Source organism: Sorangium sp. So ce834 (genome assembly GCF_051521425.1).
Lineage (GTDB): Bacteria > Myxococcota_A > Polyangia > Polyangiales > Polyangiaceae > Sorangium > Sorangium cellulosum_D.
This window is the reverse complement of record NZ_CP150351.1, coordinates 3,107,900-3,130,646: the sequence shown is the minus strand read 5'-3', so window position 1 is coordinate 3,130,646 and position 22,747 is coordinate 3,107,900. Positions and strand designations below refer to the sequence as shown.

General features: G+C 73.5%; 17 protein-coding genes. 4 read left to right on the top strand and 13 right to left on the bottom strand.

Annotated elements, in window-relative coordinates:
* Positions 1-77: 77 nt before the first annotated feature.
* Positions 78-2,156: a hypothetical protein gene (locus WMF20_RS11280; RefSeq protein WP_437613126.1), complete on the bottom strand. Its 2,079-nt coding sequence runs from the start codon at positions 2,154-2,156 to the stop codon at positions 78-80.
* Positions 2,157-2,264: 108 nt separating this feature from the next.
* Here WMF20_RS11280 and WMF20_RS11275 point away from each other — a divergent pair, with 108 nt between their 5' ends.
* Positions 2,265-3,158 carry a sulfite exporter TauE/SafE family protein gene (locus tag WMF20_RS11275; RefSeq protein ID WP_129574349.1) on the top strand — a complete coding sequence of 298 codons (894 nt, stop codon included), beginning with the start codon at positions 2,265-2,267 and terminating at the stop codon, positions 3,156-3,158.
* On the opposite strand, the gene aqpZ is transcribed toward WMF20_RS11275, so the two are convergent.
* From aqpZ to WMF20_RS11245, 6 genes are all read right to left on the bottom strand, one after another.
* Positions 3,095-3,832: an aquaporin Z gene (gene aqpZ, locus WMF20_RS11270; protein ID WP_437613124.1), complete on the bottom strand. Its 738-nt coding sequence runs from the start codon at positions 3,830-3,832 to the stop codon at positions 3,095-3,097. The genes WMF20_RS11275 and aqpZ overlap by 64 nt on opposite strands.
* A gap of 209 nt (positions 3,833-4,041) precedes the next feature.
* Positions 4,042-4,434, bottom strand: coding sequence for a DUF4156 domain-containing protein (locus WMF20_RS11265; RefSeq protein WP_437613122.1), 393 nt, complete (start codon positions 4,432-4,434; stop codon positions 4,042-4,044).
* Between the two features lie 302 nt (positions 4,435-4,736).
* On the bottom strand, positions 4,737-6,650 hold the full coding sequence (locus tag WMF20_RS11260) for a GNAT family N-acetyltransferase (protein ID WP_437613120.1): 1,914 nt from the start codon (positions 6,648-6,650) through the stop codon (positions 4,737-4,739).
* A 119-nt stretch (positions 6,651-6,769) separates the two neighbouring features.
* Entirely contained in the window at positions 6,770-8,329 is a 1,560-nt protein-coding gene (locus tag WMF20_RS11255) for a DUF6798 domain-containing protein (RefSeq protein WP_437613118.1), read from the bottom strand.
* 30 nt (positions 8,330-8,359) lie between these two features.
* Positions 8,360-9,343, bottom strand: coding sequence for an aldo/keto reductase (locus WMF20_RS11250; protein ID WP_437613116.1), 984 nt, complete (start codon positions 9,341-9,343; stop codon positions 8,360-8,362).
* Positions 9,344-9,629: 286 nt separating this feature from the next.
* Positions 9,630-10,430 carry a class I SAM-dependent methyltransferase gene (locus WMF20_RS11245; protein ID WP_437613114.1) on the bottom strand — a complete coding sequence of 267 codons (801 nt, stop codon included), beginning with the start codon at positions 10,428-10,430 and terminating at the stop codon, positions 9,630-9,632.
* Positions 10,431-10,723: 293 nt separating this feature from the next.
* Between WMF20_RS11245 and WMF20_RS11240 the strand changes: the two genes are divergently transcribed.
* Entirely contained in the window at positions 10,724-11,266 is a 543-nt protein-coding gene (locus WMF20_RS11240) for a DinB family protein (protein ID WP_129574343.1), read from the top strand.
* Positions 11,267-11,333: 67 nt separating this feature from the next.
* On the opposite strand, the gene WMF20_RS11235 is transcribed toward WMF20_RS11240, so the two are convergent.
* Both WMF20_RS11235 and WMF20_RS11230 read right to left on the bottom strand, forming a co-directional pair.
* Positions 11,334-12,836 (bottom strand): hypothetical protein, encoded by a 1,503-nt coding sequence (locus WMF20_RS11235; RefSeq protein WP_437613112.1) that lies wholly within the window; start codon positions 12,834-12,836, stop codon positions 11,334-11,336.
* A gap of 94 nt (positions 12,837-12,930) precedes the next feature.
* On the bottom strand, positions 12,931-13,164 hold the full coding sequence (locus WMF20_RS11230) for a hypothetical protein (RefSeq protein ID WP_437613110.1): 234 nt from the start codon (positions 13,162-13,164) through the stop codon (positions 12,931-12,933).
* A gap of 461 nt (positions 13,165-13,625) precedes the next feature.
* Between WMF20_RS11230 and WMF20_RS11225 the strand changes: the two genes are divergently transcribed.
* Entirely contained in the window at positions 13,626-14,453 is an 828-nt protein-coding gene (locus WMF20_RS11225; protein WP_437613108.1) for a hypothetical protein, read from the top strand.
* A 23-nt stretch (positions 14,454-14,476) separates the two neighbouring features.
* Here WMF20_RS11225 and WMF20_RS11220 read toward each other — a convergent pair whose 3' ends face one another.
* Positions 14,477-15,415, bottom strand: coding sequence for a LysR family transcriptional regulator (locus WMF20_RS11220; RefSeq protein WP_437613106.1), 939 nt, complete (start codon positions 15,413-15,415; stop codon positions 14,477-14,479).
* A gap of 110 nt (positions 15,416-15,525) precedes the next feature.
* Here WMF20_RS11220 and WMF20_RS11215 point away from each other — a divergent pair, with 110 nt between their 5' ends.
* The gene (locus WMF20_RS11215) at positions 15,526-16,131 is read left to right on the top strand and encodes an RNA 2'-phosphotransferase (RefSeq protein ID WP_437617101.1); all 606 of its coding nucleotides are present in this window, start codon (positions 15,526-15,528) and stop codon (positions 16,129-16,131) included.
* 14 nt (positions 16,132-16,145) lie between these two features.
* Here WMF20_RS11215 and WMF20_RS11210 read toward each other — a convergent pair whose 3' ends face one another.
* From WMF20_RS11210 to WMF20_RS11200, 3 genes are all read right to left on the bottom strand, one after another.
* On the bottom strand, positions 16,146-16,592 hold the full coding sequence (locus WMF20_RS11210; protein ID WP_437613104.1) for a hypothetical protein: 447 nt from the start codon (positions 16,590-16,592) through the stop codon (positions 16,146-16,148).
* Between the two features lie 11 nt (positions 16,593-16,603).
* Positions 16,604-20,839 carry a PAAR-like domain-containing protein gene (locus tag WMF20_RS11205; RefSeq protein ID WP_437613102.1) on the bottom strand — a complete coding sequence of 1,412 codons (4,236 nt, stop codon included), beginning with the start codon at positions 20,837-20,839 and terminating at the stop codon, positions 16,604-16,606.
* Positions 20,840-20,954: 115 nt separating this feature from the next.
* The gene (locus WMF20_RS11200; protein ID WP_437613100.1) at positions 20,955-22,478 is read right to left on the bottom strand and encodes an RtcB family protein; all 1,524 of its coding nucleotides are present in this window, start codon (positions 22,476-22,478) and stop codon (positions 20,955-20,957) included.
* Positions 22,479-22,747 lie beyond the last annotated feature (269 nt).

Here is a 22,747-nt window from a genome sequence, read left to right as displayed (position 1 = left end):
GCGCGAGCGTAGCAGGCGGCGCGGAGGCGGCCGCGTCGCGGGGCGGGCGGCGTCGCGGCCGGCGCGCGGCCCGTCGGTCAGCGCCGGTCGGCCCCGCGCCCCGGCCGCCGCCGCCGCCGGTGGAGCGCGACGGCCAGCGCGAGCGCCGCGGCGCCGAGGCCGACGACCGCGAGGAGCAGCCCCGTCGCGCCCCAGCGGCGCAGCGGCCCCGGCGCGGCCTGCCCCGGGCCCTCCGCCGGCGGCTCGTCGCCCGCGCCCTTGGGCCGCGCGAGCGGGACGAGCGCGCGCCGCGCGGCCGCCGCCTCGGAGAGCGCGCGGCGGACGCCGGCGGCGTCGAGCGAGGCGCCCGCCGGGATCAGGGCGCGCAGCGCGGCCCTGCCCTCGAAGAACGCGGCGCCCTCGCTGCTCCACGCGGCGGGCGAGGTGTCGAGCACCTCGTCGAGCGCGGCCGGGATCACCGCCTTCACGATCGCGTCCGCGGCGCCGGGCGACGCCGACCTGGCCAGCGCGATGTAGCCGGCGTCCTGGATGCCGCGGCGCAGGCTCTTCAGGCGCATCGAGGGGAGCACGCCGGCGAAGCCGACGGAGCGGGAGGCGAACCGCCCGCGCTGCGTCCCGGGGTAGAGCAGCATGCCGTCGCCGAGGCAGGCGTCGCCGTCCCGGTTGTGGAAGTTCTCGGCGACCGTGAACGGGTCGACGGGCCCCTTCCCGCCGCGGTTGCCGTCGTGCCAGAACGCCGTCTCCCAGAGGAACCAGCGGCCCACCTCGTGGGTCGCCGCGATCCAGCCGTCGGCCATGAGCCCGGTGAGCGGCGCGTCGATCATGAAGGTGCCGGTCCGCGGCAGCGCGCCGTTGTACACCCAGAGCCGCTTGCCGGCCTCGCGCGCGGCCCGCGCCCACGCGGAGTCGAAGCGGTTGGCCGGCGTGAGCACGAGGTCGACGTCCTGCTGCAGCGGGTGCACCTCGCCGCACGAGTGCCCCACGAGGATGCGCGACGACAGGCGCGAGCCGCGGACGAGCCGGCGCCACCCGGGCCCGCGGGGGCTCTCGCACTGCTCGTCGACCGCGTAGAGCATCACGTCGTCCACCGCCGGCGGGAGGCTGTCGGCGACGGCCTCGACGCGGCGGAGCGTCTCCTCCTTCGGGTCGCCGAAGCCGCCGTACGCGCCGAGCGCCACCGCGGCGGGCGGGACGCCCTGGCCCGGCCCGCGGTAGCCGCGCTCCTTCGTGTAGAGCGAGCCGTCGATGGCCGGCCGCAGCCGCTCGACCTCGGCGGGGCTCCGGACCGAGGCGAAGCCGTCGACGTGGTGCTCGTGGAGCAGCTGCCAGAGCTGCTGCTCGACGGCGGGTCCGTCGCCGATCCGCTCGGCGACGCGGTCGATCTCGTAGAAGGCGATGAAGTCGACCGGGCCGTACGGCAGCGTCGCCGGCGCGACGTCGAGCCTCAGATCGAGCGACGCGAGCTCGCCGTGCGAGGTCGAGCGGACCACCACCTTGCCCTGGTGAAGGCCGGGGGCGGCGCCCTCCGGGACGTGGAGGTCGACCCAGATCGCCCGGGTCTCGCGGGCGCCCACCTCGAGCGGGTACGGCGCCCAGGGCGGCGCGAGCTCGACCGGGATCAGCGCGTCGGGGAGGAACCCGAGGTGCCTGTCGTCCGGCGGCCGCGCCGCCGGGCTCCACCCGAGCGACTCCAGGGGCCGCTGGTCGTTGCGCGAGCGCTGCCGGATCTCGACGTAGTGCTCGACGAAGCGGGCGATCGAGATCGCGTCCGCGGGCGCGGCGCCCGGGGCCTGCTGCTGCGCCGCCGCCGGCGCCTCGGGCGGCGCGCCCACGCCGGCCGCGGGGGCGAGCCCGGAGAGCTCCACCGTGACGCCGCGCACGGGCTCGGCGCCCGCCTCGACGATCACCTGGAAGGCGACGACCTCCGCGCGGAGCGCGCCGAGCCGGAGCGGCTCGCCGGGCCGGAAGAGCGCGTTGCCTTCGCCGCGCGAGAGCGGCAGGCCGACGTCCTCGCGCCGGACGCGCGTGCCGTCGTCGGCCACCCAGACGAGCGCGCGCTCCGGCTGCGCCTCGCCGGCGGCGGCGCTCGCGGGCATCGCGGACTGCGCCAGCGCAGAGAGCAACGCGGCGGGAAAGAGCGTGAAGGGTCGCGGCATGGCGCTCGGCTTTCCGGGGAGGAGCGGCCGCCGAGATCGGCGGCTACGCGATGCTAGGGGCTCCGGGCCGCGGTTGACAGCGGGGCCGGGCTCGGGCCATGTCGCGCCGTGGATCTGACGCGAGCCGCACTCCTCGCCGGCGGCGCCGCCGTGGCCGGCGTCATCAACGCGGTGGCCGGGGGCGGCACGCTCGTGTCGTTCCCCGCGGCGATCGCGGCGGGGCTCTCGCCGCTACCCGCGAACGCGACGAACGCCGTGGCGCTCACGCCCGCGTCGCTCGCGTCGGCGTGGGCGTACCGCCGCGAGCTCGCCCGGGACTACCGGGTCCTCGGCGTCCTCTTCCTGCCGTCGCTCCTCGGCGGCGTCGTGGGCTCGGCGCTCCTGCTCGTGACGCCGCAGCGCGTGTTCGACGCCGCGGTGCCCGGGCTCGTGCTCGTCGCGACGCTGCTCCTGCTCTGGCAGAACCTGCGTCCGGCGAGGCCCTCGGCGCCGGCGAAGCCCTCGGAGAAGGACGGCGCGGCGGAGGAGTTCACCCTGCCCTCGCGGCCGTGGCTCGTGTTCCTGCTCCAGTTCCTCGTGAGCGTCTACGGCGGCTACTTCGGCGCGGGCATCGGCATCATGATGCTGGCGCTGCTCTCGTCGTTCGGCGGCAACGTGGACATCCACCGGCTGAACGCGATCAAGACCGTGCTCGCGAGCCTGATCAACGGGGTGGCCGCGCTCGCGTTCCTGTTCGCGGGCGCGGTCGATCCGGTCGCCACGCCGATCATGATGGCGGCGGCGGTGGTCGGCTCGCTCGCCGGCGCCGTGGTCGCCCGGCGCATCGCGCCGAGCAAGGTGCGGTGGTTCGTTGTGGCGCTCGGGCTCGTGCTCACGGCCAAGCTCGGGTGGGACCGGTTCGGCCCGCCGGCCCGGCGCGCGCGCCCGGAGCCCCCTGCTCAGACCGTCGAGCGCGGCGCGACGGCGGCGCGGGCCGGCCTCGCGCCGACGAGCACCGGATAGAGCGCCCCGGCGAGCGCGCCGCCGGCCAGCGGGGCGAGCCAGAAGAGCCAGAGCTGCGACAGCGCCCCCCCGCCGACGAACAGGGCGGGACCGGTCGAGCGCGCCGGGTTCACCGAGACGTTCGTGACCGGGATGCCGATCAGGTGAACGAGCGTGAGCGCGAAGCCGATGGCGAGGGGCGCGAACCCGATCGGGGCGCGGAGATCGGTGGCGCCGAGGACCACCACCACGAAGCCGAAGGAGAGCACGATCTCGGCCACGAGGCTCGCGACGAGCGAGTAGCCGCCGGGCGAGTGCGCGCCGTAGCCGTTCGAGGCGAAGCCGTCGCCCACGGCGAACCCGGCGGAGCCGCTGGCGATGACGAAGAGGATCCCTGCGGCGACGATGGCGCCGGCGACCTGGGCGAGGATGTACGGCAGGAGGTCTCGCGCCGGGAAGCGCCCGCCGACCATCATCCCGAGCGTGACGGCGGGGTTGAAGTGAGCGCCCGAGATGTGGCCGACGGCGTACGCCATCGTCAGCATGGCGAGCCCGAACGCGAGCGCCACGCCCGCGAAGCCGATCCCGAGCCCCGGAACCGCGGCCGACAGCACGGCGCTCCCGCAGCCGCCGAGCACGAGCCAGAACGTCCCGAGAAATTCCGCGGCCGTACGCCTGGACAACGACAGTTCCATCTCCCCCTCTCCTGTGGCCGGCTTTCCTCCGTGCGGCGCGAAGCGCGGCGGAGGCCGCCGAGGCGACGCTCCACCTGCGCTTCGTGCACGTTGGATGAGCCCAGGCGCGCCGCGTTGCTTCCGGAACGGCGCGAGGCCCCCGCCGGTGCGTCCGGCGGGGGTCTCGCGCTGCGGGCATCGCCGCAGCCGGCTCGCTGGCTCGGGCGAGGTTACAGGCCGACGAGCTGGGGCGGGCAGCTGTACGCGTTGCCCATGTGGGTGACGTCGGTCTGCTCGCCGGAGATGCTGTCCCGGTCGCCGGAGATGGTGGTGCCGGCGTTCGTGTTCTCGAGGACCACGTAGTTGCCGCCCAGATCGTGGGCCTGGTTCTTCATGTCGTTCACCGCCCCCTTCTGCAGGTTGGCGTTGCTGGTGAACTTCCCGGAGAGCGAGCCGCCCTGCTCTCCGATGAGCGTGCCGAGGAACCGGCACCCCTCCGGGGCGGGCTGCTTGGTGACGATGACCTTCTCGGCGCCCGGGTTGAGCTCCACGGCGGCGCAGGCAGGCAGGGTCAGGCAGGAGAGGAGGACGAGGGCGAACGCGCGGTAGGTCGTGGTCTTCATGTCAAGTACCTTCTGCCGATAGCTACGGACGCGCGGCGGCGCTTCTTCCTCGCGGCGGCCCCGGGTGGGCATGATTCCGACGCGGCGGATGGGCGGCTTGCTACGCGGCGGGGCGCTTCGAGCGTTGCAGGGGGAGAGAGAGAGAATTCAACGCAAAGGCGCAAAGGCGCAAAGACGCAGGGAAGATGAGGGAGAGATTCACAGGTAGCCCCTCACCATCCGGCAATCTCCCTCATTCAATCTCTTCTTTTTGCGCCTTTGCGCCTTTGCGTTAATTCTCTCGCCCCATCCCAGAGCGAGGCTCACCGGTCCTCGATCCTCCGCAGCCGGTACGCCCGCGCGTCCCACAGGGAGAACGGCCGCTCGCCGCTCACCAGGACGTCGAACCCGTGGCGGGCCGCGAGCCGCGCGACGTCCGCCGCGTCGCGCGCGAGGTCGCCCCGGTAGGAGTAGCTCAGGATCGCGAGCTCCCCGCCCGGCCGCAGCACCCGGCGCGCCTCCGCGACGTGCCGATCCACGACCGCCTCGCCCGCCGTCACGAGGTACGGGAACGAGTCGACCGCGTACACGAGATCGAAGCGGGAAGACGGCGCGTCGCCGAGATCGACGCCCGACGAGACCGCGAGCACGACGTTCGGCAGCCCAGCGCAGCGGCGGCGCGCGGCCTCGATCATCCGCGGCGCGACGTCGAGCCCCCACGCCTCGCGCACCCGCGGCGCGAGCGCCGCCTCGAAGCGGCCGATCCCGCAGCCGATCTGCAAGATCGCGCGGTCCTCCCCGAGCGCTCCCCACCGCTCGAGGAGCTCGACCACCTCCCCCGTCGCCCGCTCGAGGAGCGCCGGATCGCCGAGCGAGTACGCCGCGACGCTCGCCTCCTCCGAGCGCGCGCAGAGCTCGTCGAACAGCCGCGCGGCGCGCGCCGGCGCGTCCGGCCCGGCGACGCCCGCGTCGCGGTGCGCGCCCAGCATCTCCGCCACGGTCGCGCACGCGGCGCGCCGCTCGTCCAGGCAGCGGCGCAGCGCCTCGAGCCGCGCGGCCGCCTCCCCCTCCCCCGCCGCGGGCCGCGCGGCCTCGATCGCGCGCGCCGCGTCCGCGAGGTCCCCCGCGGCGCCGAGCAGCCGCACCAGGCCGACCTCCGGCGACGCCTCGCCGGCCATGACGGCCCTCACCGCGCCCTCGAGCGCGCCCTGCCCGGCCTCCCGCCCGGCCTCGCGCGCGCGCCGGTGCCGCAGCCGCCGGCGGTACGTCCAGCGGTCGACGGCGCCCCACTCGTACTTGTACGGCTCGCGGCCGCGGAGGAAGTCCACGGTCCGCGCGCCCTCGGCCGCCGCGTGCTCGAGCGCGCTGGCGAGCATCACGAGCCCAGGGCTGTACCACGCGAACTCCGGATCGAAGCCGGTGATGTACGACGCCATGCCGCCCCGCTCGGCCAGCCCGTAGAGCGACGCGATCACCCGCCCGTCGAGCCGCAGGCCGAACAGCCGCAGCGCGCCCCGCGCGCACAGCCCCCGCGCGACCACGCGGTGGAACGGCCGGAGCGCCTCGTCCAGCACCCCGCCCTCGCCGCGCGAGACCCAGCGCGCCCGGTGGTTCGCGAACAGCGCGTCGAGCAGCTCGTCCACGCTCGACGCGTCGGCCACGTCGACGCGCAGCGCACCGACCTTCGCGAGCCGCTTCCGCGCGCGGCTGACGCGCGCGCGCATCCCCGGCGAGAACAGCTCGTCCGGCCCGGCGCCCTCCGGGATCGTCACCCTCGGACACGCCTCGTGCTTCTCGATCTCGTCCGACCAGCCAGCCGGCGCCTCGGCCGCGAACAGGGGCGAGGACCCGCGCAGGTCGTGGAGATCCGCGACGTCCCAGGCGTCCGCGCGCTCGTCGAGGTACGCGAGCACCGCCTCCGCGACCGCGCGCTCGTACCCGGGCGCGGCCAGGACGTCGTTGTAGTCGGTGAGCCCGGCGCCGAGCAGCGCGACGAGGCGCTCCCCGCGGTCGTGGTGGATCGCGAGGGGCGCCAGGCCGACCAGCCCCTGCTCCGACCGGAACGCCAGGGCCAGCACCTCCTCGGGCCCGAGCTCGCGGCACCACGGGATCAGCCACTCCGGCCGCTGGAACACCGTCGCCGCCGGGCATCGCTCCCACAGCGCGCCCCACGGCTCCCGCAGCGCCTCGAGCGCCTCGCGGCGGTGCAGCACCTCAACGTCGAGTCGTTCGCTCACCCGGCCTCCGGGAGGCGGGCTCTCCGCGGAGAGCGCCGCCCGGAGGCGCTCCGCCGGGCTCCCGGCCCCTCTCGGCGCCGTATCCTCGCAGAGGCGAGCGGCCACGCAACCTCCGGGCGCTAGCCCGGAGGCGGCGCGGCGAGCACGCGATAGAGGCTGCCGTCCGCGCCCTCGACGGCGAGCTCGACGCCCGGGCACGAGAGCGAGGCGCCCCTCGGCACGATCACCCAGCGCGGCGCCGGCGCGCTCGCGAGGATCGGCGCGAGCGCGCCGCACGAGAGGGGCCCCGCCCCCGCGTAGAAGCCGGAGAGGAGCCCGAGGCGGCGGTCCCACTCGAGCACCTCCCGGTCCGCGTACGGGTGCGACTTCCAGTCCGCGACGATCGCCGCGGGCGCGTTGAGGCGCAGGTGCTCCCAGGCCGGGGGGCTGACGATCACGTCGGTCGCCGCCCCGCGGCGCTGCGCCTCGCGGGCGAGCGCGACGCCCGGCTCCGTGCGCGGCCGCATGCGGTGCAGCCCCTGGCGCACGGCGACGGCCGTCGCGATCACCCACGCGCCCGCGGCGATGCCCGGCAGGACGCGCCGCGCTGGGCGGCGCATCAGGCGGCCGAGGAGCGCCGTGAACAGCACGGCGGTCGAGAGCGGCACGAGCCAGGTGGAGATCCGCCACGGGAAGGCGAGCCGCAGCGTGTACAGGCGCGGAAACGCGGCGGCCGCGAGCGTGCCGAGCACGCAGACGGCGGCGTACGCGCCGAGCAGCGCCTTGCCGGACCGCCGCGCGATCAGGAGGGCCGCCGCGACGATCAGCGCGCACAGGACGGCCCCGGCGTCGAACCAGAGCTGCGGGATCGTGTGGTGCGGGATGCGCTCGTCGGCGAGGATCCGCTGCGCGGCCCGGAACGTCGCGGGGTCGGAGGGGGCGAACCGCGTCGCCGTCCAGAGGAGCGGGGGCGCGAGCACGGCCCCGGCGAGCGCGGCCGCGACCGCCTTGCGCCGCCGCGGGGCGCCGCGATCGAGCGCGAGCGCCGCGCCGACGAGGAGCAGCACGGAAGGGATGTACGTGGGGTGCATGACCGCCGCCAACGCGGCGATCGCCGCGCCGGCGCGCGGGCGCCCGCGGAGCAGCAGGGCGAGGCCGACGAGGAGGAGCACGCCGAAATTCGCCGGCTGGAGGAAGTTGCGGAGCACCTGCTGGTCGGCCACCCCCGCGAAGCCGTATTGAGCGCGAGGGCTGGCGAGCCACGCGACCGCGAGCGCGCAGGCGACGACCCACCGCGGGGCGCGCGGCGCGCCGTCCGGCAAGAGCGCCTCGGCCGCGAGGACGAGCGCCGCGAGGCACGCGGCGACGAGGACGGCGTTCAGCGCCGGCAGGATGCCGGGGCCGGCGAGCGCGAGCAGCGGGGCCACGAGCCCCGTGAAGAACGGCGTGGGATCCGCCGTGTGCGCGAACCAGTCGGCCGCGAGCTCCGGGTAGGCGCCGGAGCTCCGCGCCGCGTGCACGAGGTACGTGTTCTGGTTGGACACGAACGAGCGCGACATCGACGCGACCGCCCCGAAGACGGCGCACGGCGCGAGCCACGACCAGGCGCGCCCCGCGGCGTCGTGGTCCGCGCGGGGCGCGTCCTCCGGATCGGGCGCTGGTTCGGCCGCGGGTCGCTTTACCTTGGTGGCCGGCAGCACGGAGGCCGCGAACCTACCACGGCCGCGCGCTCAGGTGTGCCCGAGCACCGGGTGCGGCCGGTACGGCTCGGCGAGCGCGCGCAGCTCCTCGGCGTCGAGCTTGAGCTCCACGGCCCTGGCCGCGTCGTTGAGGTGCGACAGCTTGGTCGCCCCGACGATCGGCGCGGTGACGCCGGGCTGCTGGAGGAGCCACGCGAGCGCCACCTGCGCGTTCGGGACGCCGCGCTTCGCGGCGATCTCGGTCACCTTCTCGACGACGGCGAAGTCCGAGTCCTGGAAATAGAGCCGCTGCGCGAACTCGTCCGACCTGGCGCGGACGGTCTCCCCCTTGCCGTCCTTGCCCCGGTTGCCCACGAGGAACCCGCGCGCGAGGGGGCTCCACGGGATGACCCCGATCCCCTCGGACCTGCAGAGCGGGATCACCTCGCGCTCCTCCTCCCGGTAAACGAGGTTGTAATGGTTCTGCATCGCCACGAACCGGTGGAGGCCCAGCCTGTCCGACGTGTGGAGCAGCTTCGCGAACTGCCACGCGTACATGGACGAAGCGCCGAGGTAGAGCGCCTTGCCCGCCTTGACGACCTCGCTCAGGGCGTCGAGCGTCTCCTCGATGGGGGTGTGCGGGTCGAAACGATGAATCTGGTAGAGATCGACGTAATCGGTGCCGAGCCGGCGCAGGCTGTCGTCGATGGAGTGCTTGATGTGCTTGCGCGAGAGCCCGCGCTGGTTCGGGTCGTCGCCCATGGGGCCGTGGACCTTTGTGGCGATCACCAGCCGATCGCGGGAGGGGCCGAGATCCTTGAGCGCGCGGCCGAGCACCGACTCGCTCTCGCCGAGCGAGTAGACGTCGGCCGTGTCGAAGAAGTTGATGCCGAGATCCAGCGCGCGCTTGATGATCGGGCGGCTCGCCGCCTCGTCGAGCACCCAGTCCCGCCACTTCGGCGAGCCGAAGGTCATGGCGCCGAGACAGATCCGCGAGACTTTGAGGCCGGTTGAACCGAGATTGGTATACTCCATGGACGAGCTCCTTGCGCTGCGTGCGGCCTGCGCTGGATGGGGATGGATGTCCGGCACGCGAAGCGATCGTGGCCGGTCCTTTGCAGGGAATTCGCAGGAAAGCAGGGGCCGTGCCGGCGTCGCGTCCAGGGGCCGGCGGACCGGCGCGGAGCGAGGCGGGATCGGCTGCTGTCCCGAGAGCAGCGCCTGCTGCTGCTGCGGTGCTGCTGGGGGAGCACGGCGGCCGGCGCTCCTCGGCGCGGCCGAGGAGCAGGCCGGCGCCTGCTCGCCGGTGCCGCGTTGCCGCTCAGGCGCCCGCGCGCGCGACGGCGAAGATCAGGTGACGTCGCAGCCGGATCCCCTCCGGCGCGCGGCGGCGCTCGAGCTCGGCCTCGAGCGCCGCCTTGACCCGCGCGGCGTCCTCCGGAGCCAGGTTGGACAGGAAGTTGCCGAACGAGCTGGCCAGGTTGAACGCGATCACGTCGTCCGTGGCCGCGAAGTGGTCCGTGAAGGTGCGGATCTGGAGCGCCGGATCCTCGAAGCCGGCGCGCAGCAGGGTGCTCTTCAGCTCGTCGGAGGTCACCTTGTAGGTGGTGTTGCCGAGCGTCTCCGCGGTGCCGGCCAGGCCGAGCGACGACAGCGCGCCCTCGAGCACCCCTTCGAACTCGTGCGGGCGCTCCTTGGCGGCCGAGCTGATGCCGAGGCGCCCTCCCCGCTTGAGCACGCGGCGCGCCTCGCGCAGCGGGCCGAGCTTCTCGGGCAGCCAGTGGAGCACGCTGTTCAGGAACACGACATCGAAGCTCCCGGCGGCGAACTGCGAGAGCTCCTCGGCCTGACCGACGGTGGCGCGGAAGTTCGGCCGGCGCTTCTCGTTGGCCAGCTCGACGCGGAGCGGCAGCGGATCGACGCCGGCCACCTCGCCGGACGGGCCGACCAGCTCGGCGACATGGGCCCCGAGCCGACCGGTCCCGCAACCGACGTCGAGGACGCGCTCGCCCGGGGAAATCTGGAGATCTTCGATGAGCAGCTTCCCGTGGTTGAACTGCCGATCGCTGACGCGATCGTACGTCTCGGCCAGGACAGCTGAATCGAGCGCAAGGCTGACCATCGTGGCTCCTTGGGAGAGGAGGTGAAAATGGGTGAAAGGCGGCTCCGAACCGGGAGTTCTCGCCGATCACCGCGTGTCTGTTATCGAGGACAATAGTCCGCGATAGCGGACCGAGCAAGCGCGATCTCGGTCGCGGCGCGCGACGGCGGCGATGCGTCCGAGGCGCCCCGTCCGCGAGGGTGGCGCGGGCCCGTCGACGCCGCGCGCGTCCGCGGCGGCGCTGGCCGGGGTTCGCGGTCGCGGGCGGGCGTGATAGGGTGCGTGCCTACACCTGGACGGACGAGGGTTGACTCATGAGCTGGGTAGATCAGTATCGCGCATTGGCTCGCTACAACCTGTGGATGAACGACAAGCTCTATGCGCTGGTCGGCAAGCTCGACGACGCGGAGCGCAAGCGCGATCGCGGCGCCTTCTTCAGGTCGATCCACGGCACGTTGAACCATCTCTTGCTCGCCGACCGCAGGTGGATGGGGCGCTTCACCGGCGACGAGGAGCGGTTCACCTCGCGCGACGCGAGCGGCAAGGCCATCGAGTTCACCGCGCTGTCGCAGGAGCTCTACGCGGACTTCGACGATCTCTCCCGCGAGCGCGCCAGGACCGACGCGGACATCGTCGCCTGGGTGCACCAGATCGATGAGCAGGCGCTCTCGGGCGACCTGACCTTCGCGCTGAGAGGGACGGTCCTCACCAAGCCGCTCTGGTGGGCCGTGGGCCATTGCTTCAATCATCAGACCCATCACCGCGGCCAGGTGACCACCCTGCTCACGCAGATGGGAATCGACCCCGGCGTGACGGATCTGTTCGCGATGCTGGTGGAGGAGAAGCCCGCGCCGTGACGCGCACGGCGCCTCGCGCCGAGCGCGGCGGCGGAGCCCCGGGCACGCCGGCGAGGCCGCCGCTGGGTCACCGGGCGGCGCGCCGCCTCGTGTCCTGTCGCACCTGGCCCGCCGCCTTGGCCTCGGCGAGCGGGTTGCGCGCCTCGGCGGCGCGCAGCCGCTCGAAGCGCTCGATCAGGTCGCGATCGCCGCCCTGCCGCAGCGCCCTCGCCAGCACCACGCTCTTGGCGAGCCGGATGAACCGCAGCCGGTGCGCCGACGTCACGTCCTCGATGTCCCTCCTGCCCGCGCCGGGCCCGAACTCGCGATCATAAGTCGCCCGCAGCCGGTGCTCGCCGCGGAGGCCGAGCGCGTCCGAGAGGCCCTCGAGGGCGGCCCGCTCGGCCGGGCTCGCCCACGAGAGGACCCTGGAGTAGGGCGTCGCCATGGTCTCGTGATCGGGCTTGTTCACGAAGCGGCGGAGGAACACATCGGACGTCGCGACCGGCACGTCGCCGGTCTCCTGGTGGAGGAGGGCGTACGCGAACGCCTCGTTCATCCCCACGAACCGGTTCTGGTCGAAATCGGCGTCATCGACGCGGTTGCCGAGGCGATCGACGCCCGAGAGGGCGGCGAAGAAGTAGCTGCTGAAGTCGGTGTAATCCGCCTCGTTGATCTCGGGCGTGCAGCCCGACGCGGGGCGGTCCCGGGTCGCCGCGAAGAACCCCACGACGTCGCGCTCGACGAGCTCGCCGTCGGGCCGTCCGCCCTCGAAGATTAGATTGGCGAAGGCGCCGGAGAAGCACTGGGCCATGACGAGGACGACGGGCGTGTCGTCGGGCAGCTGCTCCATGCGGGCGGCGAGGTCGCGCACGGACAGCCCTCCGCCGCCCCAGAGGTCGAACACGTTGTTGTCGAGATCGCGCCGCGGATCCGGGCTCCCGTGGCCGGCGAAGTACAGGAGCAGCGGGTCGGCCGGGCGCGCGCGGACGAACTTGCGCCAGATCGCGTCGAACCCCGGGCGGGTCGTCGCGCCGTCGATGCGCGGCAGCCTGGGCGCGCGGTAGCGCATGCGGAGGCCGTCGAGGAACTGCACGCTCCGCGTGCCCCGGCTCCCGTCGGCGAAGAGGACGCGGCGCTCCACCGTGGCCGGGAGCAGCGACTGGAAGTACCGGACGTGGCCTTCGATGGCCACCTGGTTCATGGGCGGCCGCGGGCCGCCGCCCACCACGAGGGCGCGCCAGGCCGCGGGCTCGGGCTCGGGCGCGACCGGCGGAGGCGAGGGCGCCTCCGGCGCGGCGCGCGCGGCCGGCGGGGCGGGCTGCGGGGGGCGCGCGGGCTGCGGGCGGCGCGCGGGCTGCGGGGGGCGCGCCGACGGCAGGGTGGGCCCGGGCCGCGGCGAGCGCGCCGACGGCAGGGTGGGCCCGGGCCGCGGCGAGCGCGCCGACGGCAGGGCGTGCCCGGGCCGCGGCGCGCCCGTGGCGGCAGCAGCCGGAGGAGGTCGAGGCTCGCGCGCGGCCGCCGCCGTCGCGGTCGCCGTGGTCACGGCGAGCACGGCAGCTCGGAGCAGCAGATGGTACGCGGCGGTCACGTGCTCGGCCTCGGCAGCGCGGCTCGCGCCGCTCGGTTCTAGGTAGCACCCCCCCGGCGCTCGCGCAGCGGGTGGACGCGCTGGCGCGCTGGGATCACGTCCTCGCCCCCCCGATCGGCACCTTGCGAATCGTGCTCGCGTCCGCGTTGGTCCAGTAGACGTGGGTGTCGTCGATCCCGAGGCGGCGGGAGCCGCTGCCCTCGGCGAGCTGCGCCGCCTCCCCTCCCCCGATCGGGACCCGCTTCACCGCGCTGTCGTCGCCCACATAGATGCTCGTCGCGTCCAGCGCGAGGCCCATCGGGAGGTTCAGCCTGGTCGCGAGCGGCACGGGCTCGCCGCCCCCGAGCGGCGCCCGCGTCGCGCAGCCTCCACCGAGCAGCTAAAACCTTGCCGGCGAGCGGGTCAAACGCGGTACCCGCGTACACTCGACACCTGCGCCCGACACGACACAGCGGACGGCGGCTTCCTCAGGACCTGATCGGATCGGCAGCATTTCGCCGCAGTCGAGGCAGATTGCCTCGTCGCGCCCGCGCTCGGCGACGGCAGAGCTCCCTTCCTTTTCGCCTCGGTCTCGTCATGATAACGTATGATAACGTAGAGCTCGCACGCGCGGCGCGCGCGACGGCAGCGCCCGACGGCGGGGCGGGCTCGTACCGCGGCACGCGTATGCGCCGCTGAAGGCCGCCCAAGGCTGAGCCCGTCCATCGCCCGTGCGGATCTTCTCATGGTCCTCTGGCACGCGGGTTGCCGTTCTCGATCCAATCGACGTACGAGCACAGGAGAGAGACCATGTCGGCCAATTCATCGAAGATGACGATCGATCACGACGAGATCCGCCAGTGGGCCGAATCGCGCGGAGGCCGCCCGGCGACGGTGAAGAGCACCGAGAAGAAAGGCGAGCCCGGCATCCTCCGCATCGATTTCCCCGGCTACAGCGGGGAGGGCTCCCTCGAGGAGATCTCGTGGGACGACTTCTTCGCCAAGTTCGAGGAGTCGAACCTCGCCTTCGTGTACCAGGAGAAGACGGCGGACGGGCAGACGAGCAACTTCTCCAAGCTGGTGAGCCGTCCGGAGGACATGGTCCAGAAAGCCAAGCCCACGTCCGGCGCCGCGAAGGGCGGCAGCAAGGCGAAGGCGAGCGGCGCGAAGGGCGCAAAGGGCGGGAGCGGCGGCGGCGAGCTGGACGTCGAGATCGAGGTCCAGATGGATCTCGACAAGGAGCCCGGCGGCGCCGAGCAGCGGCCGCACGCCAAGCAGGCCCGCGGCAAGGGCGCCGAGGACGACCACTCGTCCCACATGACGATCGACCACGACGAGATCCGCGCGTGGGTCGAGGCGCGCGGCGGCCGCCCGGCGGCGGTCACGCGGACCGAGAAGAACGGGGAGCCCGGCGTCCTCCGGATCGATTTCCCGGGGTACAGCGGGGAGGACACGCTCGAGGAGATCTCGTGGGACGACTTCTTCGCCAAGTTCGAGGAGTCGAACCTCGCCTTCGTGTACCAGGAGGCCAAGGCGAACGGCGAGCCGAGCTACTTCTCGAAGCTGGTGAGCCGCCCGGCCGACACGGGCGGCAAGCAGGCGAAGCAGGGCAAGTCGAGGTCCAGGAAGGCGGCCTGATCCCGGAGATCGGGTGAGGAAGCTCAGCGCCGGCGCGCCGGCGCGCTCGGCGTGACGTCGGGCGCGGCCGGCGCGCCGCGCGCGTGCTTGCGCTGCCACGCGGCCCCGTGCGCGAGCAGCGCGTCCCGGAGCGCCGCGGGCCCGCCCTGGAGATCGACGCCGCGCCGGTGGACGACGTAGAAGACCTTGCGCGGCAGCTCGGGCAGCGGGCGCGCGACGAGGCCGCGCGGGAGGCGGCAGCAGGCGTTGACCACGGCGACGCCGACGCCGAGCCGGACGAAGTGGAGCATCAGCTCCCAGCCGTTCGCCTCGACCGCCGGCTCCCAGCGGACGCCGGCCGAGAGCAGCGCCTGCGCCAGCGCGGCCCGGTGAGGCCGCCCGGGGCCGGGGACCACGAGCCGCGCCGCCTCGAGATCGCGCAGGTGGACGCGGCGCTTCCGGGCGAGCGGGTGCGCCTCGGGGACGACCAGGACCTGCTCGACCTCGGTGAGGCGGTCGGCGGCGAGCCCGTCCGGCGCGCCCTCGAGCGGCGCGACGCCGAGGTGCGCCTCGCCCGCCACGACGGCGTCGAGCGTGGCCTCGCGGTCGCGCGTGAGCAGGCGGAGCGGGGCGACGGCGCGCGCGGTGAAGGCGCGGATCCCCTCGCCGAGCAGGTACAGGTACGAGCCCTCGCCGGCGCAGAGCACGACCGGCTCCCGGCTCTCGCCGTGGCGAAGGACGTCGAGGAACGAGCGCGTCCGCTCGCCCACCTCGCGCCCGAAGGCGGCGACGCGCTTGCCGTCGGCCGTGAGCTCCAGCCGCTGCCCGCGCCGCTGGTAGAGCGTGACGCCGAGCGCCTCGCCGAGCTTGCCGATCTGGGCGTGGAGCGCCGGCTGCGACACGTGCAGCGCCCGCGCCGCGCGGGTGAAGTTGAGGTGCTCGGAGAAGACCACGAAGGCGCCGAGCCAGTCGAGGTTGAGCATGCCGGGACGCTATCGCGAAACGCGATAGCGTATCCAGAAATACTTCTTCCGGCGGATAGCTGGGTGTCTATGCTTCTGTCGTCCGACGTTCGAAAGGATGGAGCTTGACGATGGGCCGCGATCGCTTGACCGACATGAGCAAGAAGCTCTCCTGGCTGCTCCGCCACGGGGCGCCCTCGATGGGCGTCGCCATGGACGAGGCGGGCTGGGTGGCCGTGGACGACGTGCTGCGGGCGCTGGGGATACCGCGCTCGCTGCTCGACGCGGTCGTGGAGACCAACACGAAGAACCGCCTCGAGATCCGGGGCGACCGGGTGCGCGCCTCGCAGGGGCACTCGCGCGAGGGGATGCCGGTGACGCTCGCCGGCCTGGAGGCGTCGTGGGAGGAGGTGCTCGGCGACGCGTCGATCTGGCACGGCACCAGCGTGGACGCCGTCCGGAGCATCGCCCGCGAGGGGATCCGGCCGGCGGCGCGCACGCACGTGCACTGCACCGACGCGCCGGGCAGCGCGGTGGGCAAGCGCGCGAACGTCGACGTGATGCTCGAGATCAGCCCCGCGCGGCTCCGGGCGCGCGGCGTGCGCGTGTTCCGGAGCCAGAACGGCGTGATCCTCGCGCGGGAGGTGCCGGCGCCGTGCCTCGTGGGGCTCGTGCCGATCGCGGCGCGGGCGAAGCGGGAAGCGGACGCGCTGCGGGCGCTGATCGGCGGGGGATGAGGGCGACGCTGGCGCTAGCGCGCCCCCTGCTCGCGCGCATCCGGGAGAGAAGGCCCACCCTTTTCCGCGAGCCACGCGAAGACCGCCGCCGGTTCGCGCAGCACGACGTCCGAGCCCCAGCCGATCACGCGGAGCGCCCCTGTCGCGTCGAGCCCGAGCAGACCGACGCGGAACAGGCGGCCCCGGAGCTCGAGCGCGCACTGCCCCAGGCTCGGCACCCGGAAGCGCTCCGGCGGCGCCTCGAACGCGAGGAGACGCGCGAGCTCGGCGACGTCGGGGCCGCGCAGCTCCACGGCGGGCGCTCGGGCGAGCGGCCCGTGCTCACCGAGCTCGCCCGGGTAAACGCGCACCGCGCGCGTCTTCGACCACAGCGCGTCGAGCGCCGCCTGGGAAGGGTCCGGCCCGGCCGTGTCGGGCCAGGGGAGACGCGCGGGGACGTGGGGGAGACGGGGCGCCGGCATGGCTCAGCTCCTCACCGGGTCTCGACGTACGCGCCCTTCCGGACGTACACATCTTGCCTTGGATTCATCGCCCCGTTCACCGGGCTCTGTCCAACCGGCGCCATCATCCCAGGCCCCCAGTTGTTCGGCTTCTTCCAGAACTGATACCATTTCTTGCCCGAGATATCCTCGACATCGCCGCGGTACGTGGCGGCCGGGTCGTTCGACTTGGCGCCCCAGACGCTCGATTTCGTGGCGTTTGCGACGCCCTGCGCCGTGCTGTCGTTGCCGATACCCCACTTCGGATCCGGCGGCGTCGCGCCGTTGCACGTCGACAGATCGACGCGCGAGCCCGGCCCCCCCTTGAAGCCAGCGCCCTTCAGCGCGTCCCCGAGCTGCTGCCCGTTGATCGTGGGCCGGTTGCCGTAAGGGATGATCCCCAGGAATTTCTTCTTCTCTCCCCACTCGACCCCGCCCGGGTACCCGTGCGTCGACACGATCACGTGGTTCTCGTTCGCCAGCGGGGCGTTCTTCAGCTCGTCGTGGTAAAGCACCGTGGCCCCCGGATACATCTTCTGCAGATTGGCCTTGTGGCTCTCGATCGCCTTGTCGCCGCGCTGGCCGACGATGATCGTCGTGAGCCCCGAAGGGTCGATGTACAGCGTGACGTTCGGAACGAACCCGAGCTCGTGGAACGCCCCGGCGAGCCCCGCGGGATCGGGCGTGATGTACAGGCCGAGCGCTGGATCGTAGTAGCGGTGGCGGTTGTAGAAGAGGCCTGTCGGGGCGTCCCAGCGCTGCCCGGCGAAGCGCAGCGTCCCCGGATCGCCCGAGCGGCGCGTCACGTCGCCCAGCGCGCCGAAGTCCACCTCGTCGAAGGCGCCGGCCGCGGACAGGAAGAGCCACGGCGTGCCAGCGGCGTCGGTCACGACCGCGCGGAAGTCGCCCCCTTGCCGCGCCTCGAGGAGCGGCGTGCAGCCGTCGTCGGCGAAGACGCGCCGCACGCGGCCTCCCCCGCTCGCCACCTCCTCGACCGCGGAATCGCCGTCCCAGCCGAACCAGACGCTCTCGCCGCCCACCGTCATCGCGACGCGGCGGCCGAGCGCGTCGTAGAGGAACTGGATCACGAGGCCGTCGTCGCGCACCGCCGCCGCGAGGCGGTTCAGCGCGTCGTAGCGGTACTCGAAGCCCTTTCCGCGCTCCGCCGAGGTGCGCCGCGCCAGCCGGCCGAGGGCGTCCCAGGTGAGGTGCTCGCCGGCCGTGCGCAGGGGGCGCCCCCCGGGGCCGAGCGCCCGCGCCTCGCCCCGGGGCATCGGGGTGCCCTGCGGGGAGTACGAGAGCTGCTCGTTCGCGCCGAGCCCCTGCACCGACAGCGGGCGGCCCACCTCGTCGAGCACGTAGCGCCGCTGCCCCGCGCGGCTGTCGTCCACCACCTCGATCGGCCCCGCCTTGGACCATGCGTACGAGCGCGCCGCGATCTCGCCGCCAGTCGACGACACCACCGCCCGGTGGATCGGCAGGCCGTACAGGTCGCTCCGCGTGATCACGCGCGGCCCGTCCTCTCCGAACGCGCGCTCCGACTCGACGCCGCGCTCATCGTACGCGAGCGTCAGCCGGGCGGCGCGCGCCTCCTCCACGGCGACGTCCCAGGCCGTGGGGGCGCCGTCGCCCGGGCGGCGCTCGGTCGTCACGCGCCAGCCCGAGGAGTAGCTCCGCTCCACGACGCGGCCGGCGTCGTCGTAGCGGTAGGACACCGCGAACTGGAAGCCGCCGAGGCGCTGCTCCTCGCGCAGGACCCGGCCCGCGGCGTCGCGCACGAAGACGACCTCCGACGCGGCGCTCCTCGCGTAGAGCAGCCCGCCGCGCTCGTCGTAGCCGTACTCCTCGCGCTCCCCCGTCGAGTGCTCGCGCGCGCGCAGCCGGCCCATCGCGTCGCTCGACAGCCGCACCCAGGAGCCGTCCGCCTTCATCACCGAGACGATCTCGGCGACCCCGCTGTGCTCGTACTCCGTGCGGACGCCCGAGAACGACGTCTCTGCGCGGACGTTGCCGGACGGGTCGTACTCGAAGACGTGCCGCTCGCCCGCCGGGTTCTCGATCCAGGAGAGGCGCAGCAGCGCGTCGTAGCCGGCGCGGTAGCGGCGCCCGTCGCTGTGCACCGACTCCACCGTGACGTCGCCGACCATGCGGTACCGGATCTCATGCCCGTTCGGCGCCCGCTCGGCGACGAGGTGCCCTGTGGGGCCGTAGTCGAAATACGTGACCTTGCCCCCGGGCTCCCGGATGGCGATCACGTAATCGCGAGAGTCGTAATCGAGCTCGAGCGCGACGCCCTTCGGGGTCTCCGCGCGGACGGGCCGGCCGAGGAGGTCGAACTCGTACCGGAAGCGCGCCGCGCCGCCGCCGGCGCTCACCTCGCGGATGTTGCCGTGCGCGTCGTACGCATACGCGTCCTCCGTGCCGTCGGCGTGGATCACCTGCGCGAGCAGGCCCCGCGGGTCGTAGCCGTACGCGGTGGAGCGGCCGAGCTCGTCGATCTCCTCGGTCACCCTCGATCCCTGGAAGCGCACCTGCCGCGTCGCGCCGCCGGGCTCGGTCACGGCCACCACCCCCGCGCCGTCGTCGAAGCGCACGGCGCGCAGCAGCTCGCCGCTCACCGAGAGCTCGGTCTGCCTGCCCGACATGTCGGCGTGACGGCGCGCGAGGCGCCCCTCGGCGTCCCGGATCGCGACGAGCCGGCCGGCGCTGTCGTAGCTGTAGTGGGTGACGTACCCCCGCGGATCCCGGTAGGCCGTGACGAGCCCGAGGGCGTTGCCCACGTACAGATGCCGCTGGCCGAGGCCGTCGATCACGTGCGCCTGAAACGGCTCGGGGCCCCACGACAGGCGCGTATGAAAGATGCCTTTGGGCCTGGGCGCTCCGGCAGGCGGCGAGTAGCCGATCTCGCGCAGCACGTCGCCGCCCCGGAGCTCGCCCCAGCTCTCGACGCAACGGCGCTCGCCGGAGACGTCCGCGTAGACGAAGTGGTAATCGATGCCGTCCGGCGAGGACTCCCGGACGAGGTAGTGCTCCTCGTCGTACGCGAAGAGCGTCTCGACGCCGCCCGCGTCGACGGCGCGGACGAGATCGCCGCGGTCGTCGATCTCGAGGACCACGAGCGTCCTTTGGTGGACCTTCCCCTCTTCGTCCGTCACCGAGAGCCGATGTACGACGAGGTTCCCGTCCCGCTCGACCGTGAGGACGCGGCCGGCGCAGTCGACGAGGCGCACGAGCATGCCCTCGCGCCACTCCAGCTCGACCACGTTGCCCGCGTCGTCGCGCAGCTCCGCGAGGCAATAGCGCAGCTCCGCCGGATCGTAGCGGAGCACGCGCACGGCGCCGTCGTCGAGGTCCACCACGAGGTCGTTGCCGAAGCGGCCCACCTTGACGCCGTACGGCAGCACCAGCACCTGATCGCTCTCGGGCTCGGGGAGGTGCACCTCGCGGAAATCGGGATCCACGAGCACGAGCCCGTCGCCGTGCCTGCGCGCGTACCAGTGCAGGTTGTGCGACCAGCCCCAGCCCATCCCGCAGCGGGAGCGCACCGCCGAGGTCGCGTACCGGCGCACGAGGCCGACGGAGAACGGACCCGGGAGCAGGACATCGAGCTTGGGGTTCGTGTACATGGTCCCGGTGACCACGTCGATCGGGTGCGCTGCGGCGGCCTGCCCCTCGGCCTGAGGCGGCGCCGGCGGCTTCGGCGGCGCAGCGCCGCTGCTCGATCCGCCGCCGCCCCCGCCGCCGTTGCTCCCGCCCTGCGGGCCGCCCCCGCCCGGGCCGCCGGCGCCCCCGCCGGAGCCCCCGCCGCCGCCGCCGCTCCCGCCCGCGCCGCTCGCGCTGGCGCCCGCGCCGACGGTGATGCTCTTGTTCATCTGCCCCATGCTGCCGGTGATGCCGGCCATGCCGAGCTCGATGAAGACGTTGGGCGCCCCGAGCCAGGGGAAGCACGGCCCGGCCGTGTTGAGGCTGACGACCTCTTTCAGCGTGCCCGGCTCGTTGCCGTGACAGGCCTTCATGCAGCCGCCCACCGTGAGGATCTTGGCCCCCTCGATCTTGGTGCGCATGCAGGGATCGATGATCCCCTCGGCGACCGTGCCCATCGTGGGATAGGGGATCGGCAAGGGGCTCGGCGCTGCCGGCGTCAGGCACACGCTGACGGCCATGCCGGTCATCTGGTGGCCGGACTTCTCGGTGATCGTGTCCATGCCCAGCGCGGTCACCTTGGCCATGAGCGAACCTCCTGCGGCAGGCTACAGGTCTGCTCCGGGGGGTGCCAACCCGGAACGTGCGCGGCTTCACGGACCGCGGGCGGCGCGATCGTGCGCCATCGTTCGGAGCGCGCCCCTATCCCTTGACCGTGACGAGCGGCCAGAGTCGCGCCACGCGCCGCGCGATCCCCGCATCCTCGACGGAACGGACGACCGGCGTGATCGGCTTGTAGGCATACGGCGCCTCCTCTTTCATCCGCTGGTGGTACTTCGCGAGGATGTCGCGCCGCCGCCGGACGCTCGGCGCATCCGGATCGAGGGGCGTCACGACATGCAGCTTCTCGACCGCGCGCCGGTAGAGGTCCTCGTCGGCGTGCGCGGAGCGGCCGCGCGTGAGGCTGCGGCCCGCGCCGTGGCACGCGCTCGCGAGCAGCTCCGCGTGGCCTGCGCCGGCGAGCACCCAGCTCGCGTCGCCCATGGATCCGGGGATGATCACCGGGTGACCGGTGTACGCGAACACCCCGCCCTGACCATCCGGTCCCCCGGCCGGCGTCGCGCCCTTGCGGTGCAGGTAGCGCGGCTCGGCGCCGTCGGGCTCCCAGATGAGGTTGTGCGGCGCATCGTACACGAGCGAGCTCGCGACCCGACGGCCGAGGACCTCCTGCAGCGCGCGCACCACCATGAGGCCCAGGAAGAGGCGGTTCGCGAACGCGAAATTGGCGGCGTTCCGCATCGCATCCAGGTAGACCGAGGCCTCGCGGGCGTGGGGCCCCACCGCGGGCAGCACATAAAAGCCGTGCGCCGGATGGGGCACGCCCGCCGGGTACAGCGCGCGGGCGCGCTCGTTGAAATAGCCGCCGACCGCGTGTCCGAGCCCGACGGAGCCCGCGTGGGCCATGATCGTGACGGCGTTCTTCGTCAGCCCGAACGCGCGCGCCGTCCCGCCGTCGACGAGCTCGTCCACGGCCTGGATCTCGACGAAGTGGTTGCCTCCGCCGACCGTTCCGATCTGGATGTCGCGCCCGTCCGCGCGGCCCGACGCCTGGATGTACGCGTCGAACGCGAACGTCCCGCGCGCGGGCAGCGCGCCGTGGAAGTGCACGCGCTCGAGATCCTCGCGCTGCGCGCGCGGATCGTAATGGTTCCACAGGCCCGTGCGAGCGTTGTCCGCCGCCGTCTCGTGCAACCCGGCGAGGCCGTCGCGGAGCATGGCCGCGCGCTGGCGCGGCGACATGGGGATATCGCGCTGTCCCTGGAAGAAGATGGCGCGGAGCCGCCGCTTCAGGGCGCCGACATGCGGGGCGAGCTCGTCCCGATCGACGTCGGTCGCGAGCAGGCGCATGCCGCAACAGACATCGTTGCCGACGGCCTGCGGCACCACGAACCCGCGCGCATCGACGACCGTGCCCACGGGGATGCCCGCGCCCTTATGAAAATCCGGCGTGAGCACGATGGATCGGATCTCGCCGGCCGCGCCGCCCCAGAACGGGGCGATCCTGCCGGCCTTCTCCCATGCGTGGAGATCGCGCAGCGTGCCTTCCAGCGAGGCGAAACGGAGGAGCTCCTCGATGCCGTCGGCCTCGACGACGACATCTTCCCTCGCCACGAGGGTGATCGGGATCCCGAACGGATTGTCGATGCGGGCCGTCGCGCCATCCACGCGACGCACCACCGCATCGAGATGCAATTTGCCAACCATGCTGCTGTCCAATTCACGAAGACGCACGCGGCCGACGCGATCGCGCGAAGGGGCCGCGGCTCACTCTCCCCCGGTTTGGACCCGGCGCGCGCACGAGGGAGGCGCACACCGCAGCAGCGGAGCTCAAGATAGACGCGAAACGCAGATCGTCAAGCGGCTCGCGCTGGTCGGGCCAGCCGGCAGGGCGCGCGAGGTCGAGGCACACTCACGTGCGGCCAATCACACTTTCC

What these genes read in the sequence shown, in the direction of transcription:
- WMF20_RS11215 (WP_437617101.1), top strand. Translation starts at nt 15,526, where the DNA reads ATGGGCCGCGATCGCTTGACCGACATGAGCAAGAAGCTCTCCTGGCTG.
- WMF20_RS11220 (WP_437613106.1), bottom strand. Translation starts at nt 15,415, where the DNA reads ATGCTCAACCTCGACTGGCTCGGCGCCTTCGTGGTCTTCTCCGAGCAC.
- WMF20_RS11240 (WP_129574343.1), top strand. Translation starts at nt 10,724, where the DNA reads ATGAGCTGGGTAGATCAGTATCGCGCATTGGCTCGCTACAACCTGTGG.
- WMF20_RS11245 (WP_437613114.1), bottom strand. Translation starts at nt 10,430, where the DNA reads ATGGTCAGCCTTGCGCTCGATTCAGCTGTCCTGGCCGAGACGTACGAT.
- aqpZ (WP_437613124.1), bottom strand. Translation starts at nt 3,832, where the DNA reads ATGGAACTGTCGTTGTCCAGGCGTACGGCCGCGGAATTTCTCGGGACG.
- WMF20_RS11280 (WP_437613126.1), bottom strand. Translation starts at nt 2,156, where the DNA reads ATGCCGCGACCCTTCACGCTCTTTCCCGCCGCGTTGCTCTCTGCGCTG.
- WMF20_RS11205 (WP_437613102.1), bottom strand. Translation starts at nt 20,839, where the DNA reads ATGGCCAAGGTGACCGCGCTGGGCATGGACACGATCACCGAGAAGTCC.
- WMF20_RS11265 (WP_437613122.1), bottom strand. Translation starts at nt 4,434, where the DNA reads ATGAAGACCACGACCTACCGCGCGTTCGCCCTCGTCCTCCTCTCCTGC.
- WMF20_RS11250 (WP_437613116.1), bottom strand. Translation starts at nt 9,343, where the DNA reads ATGGAGTATACCAATCTCGGTTCAACCGGCCTCAAAGTCTCGCGGATC.
- WMF20_RS11210 (WP_437613104.1), bottom strand. Translation starts at nt 16,592, where the DNA reads ATGCCGGCGCCCCGTCTCCCCCACGTCCCCGCGCGTCTCCCCTGGCCC.
- WMF20_RS11225 (WP_437613108.1), top strand. Translation starts at nt 13,626, where the DNA reads ATGTCGGCCAATTCATCGAAGATGACGATCGATCACGACGAGATCCGC.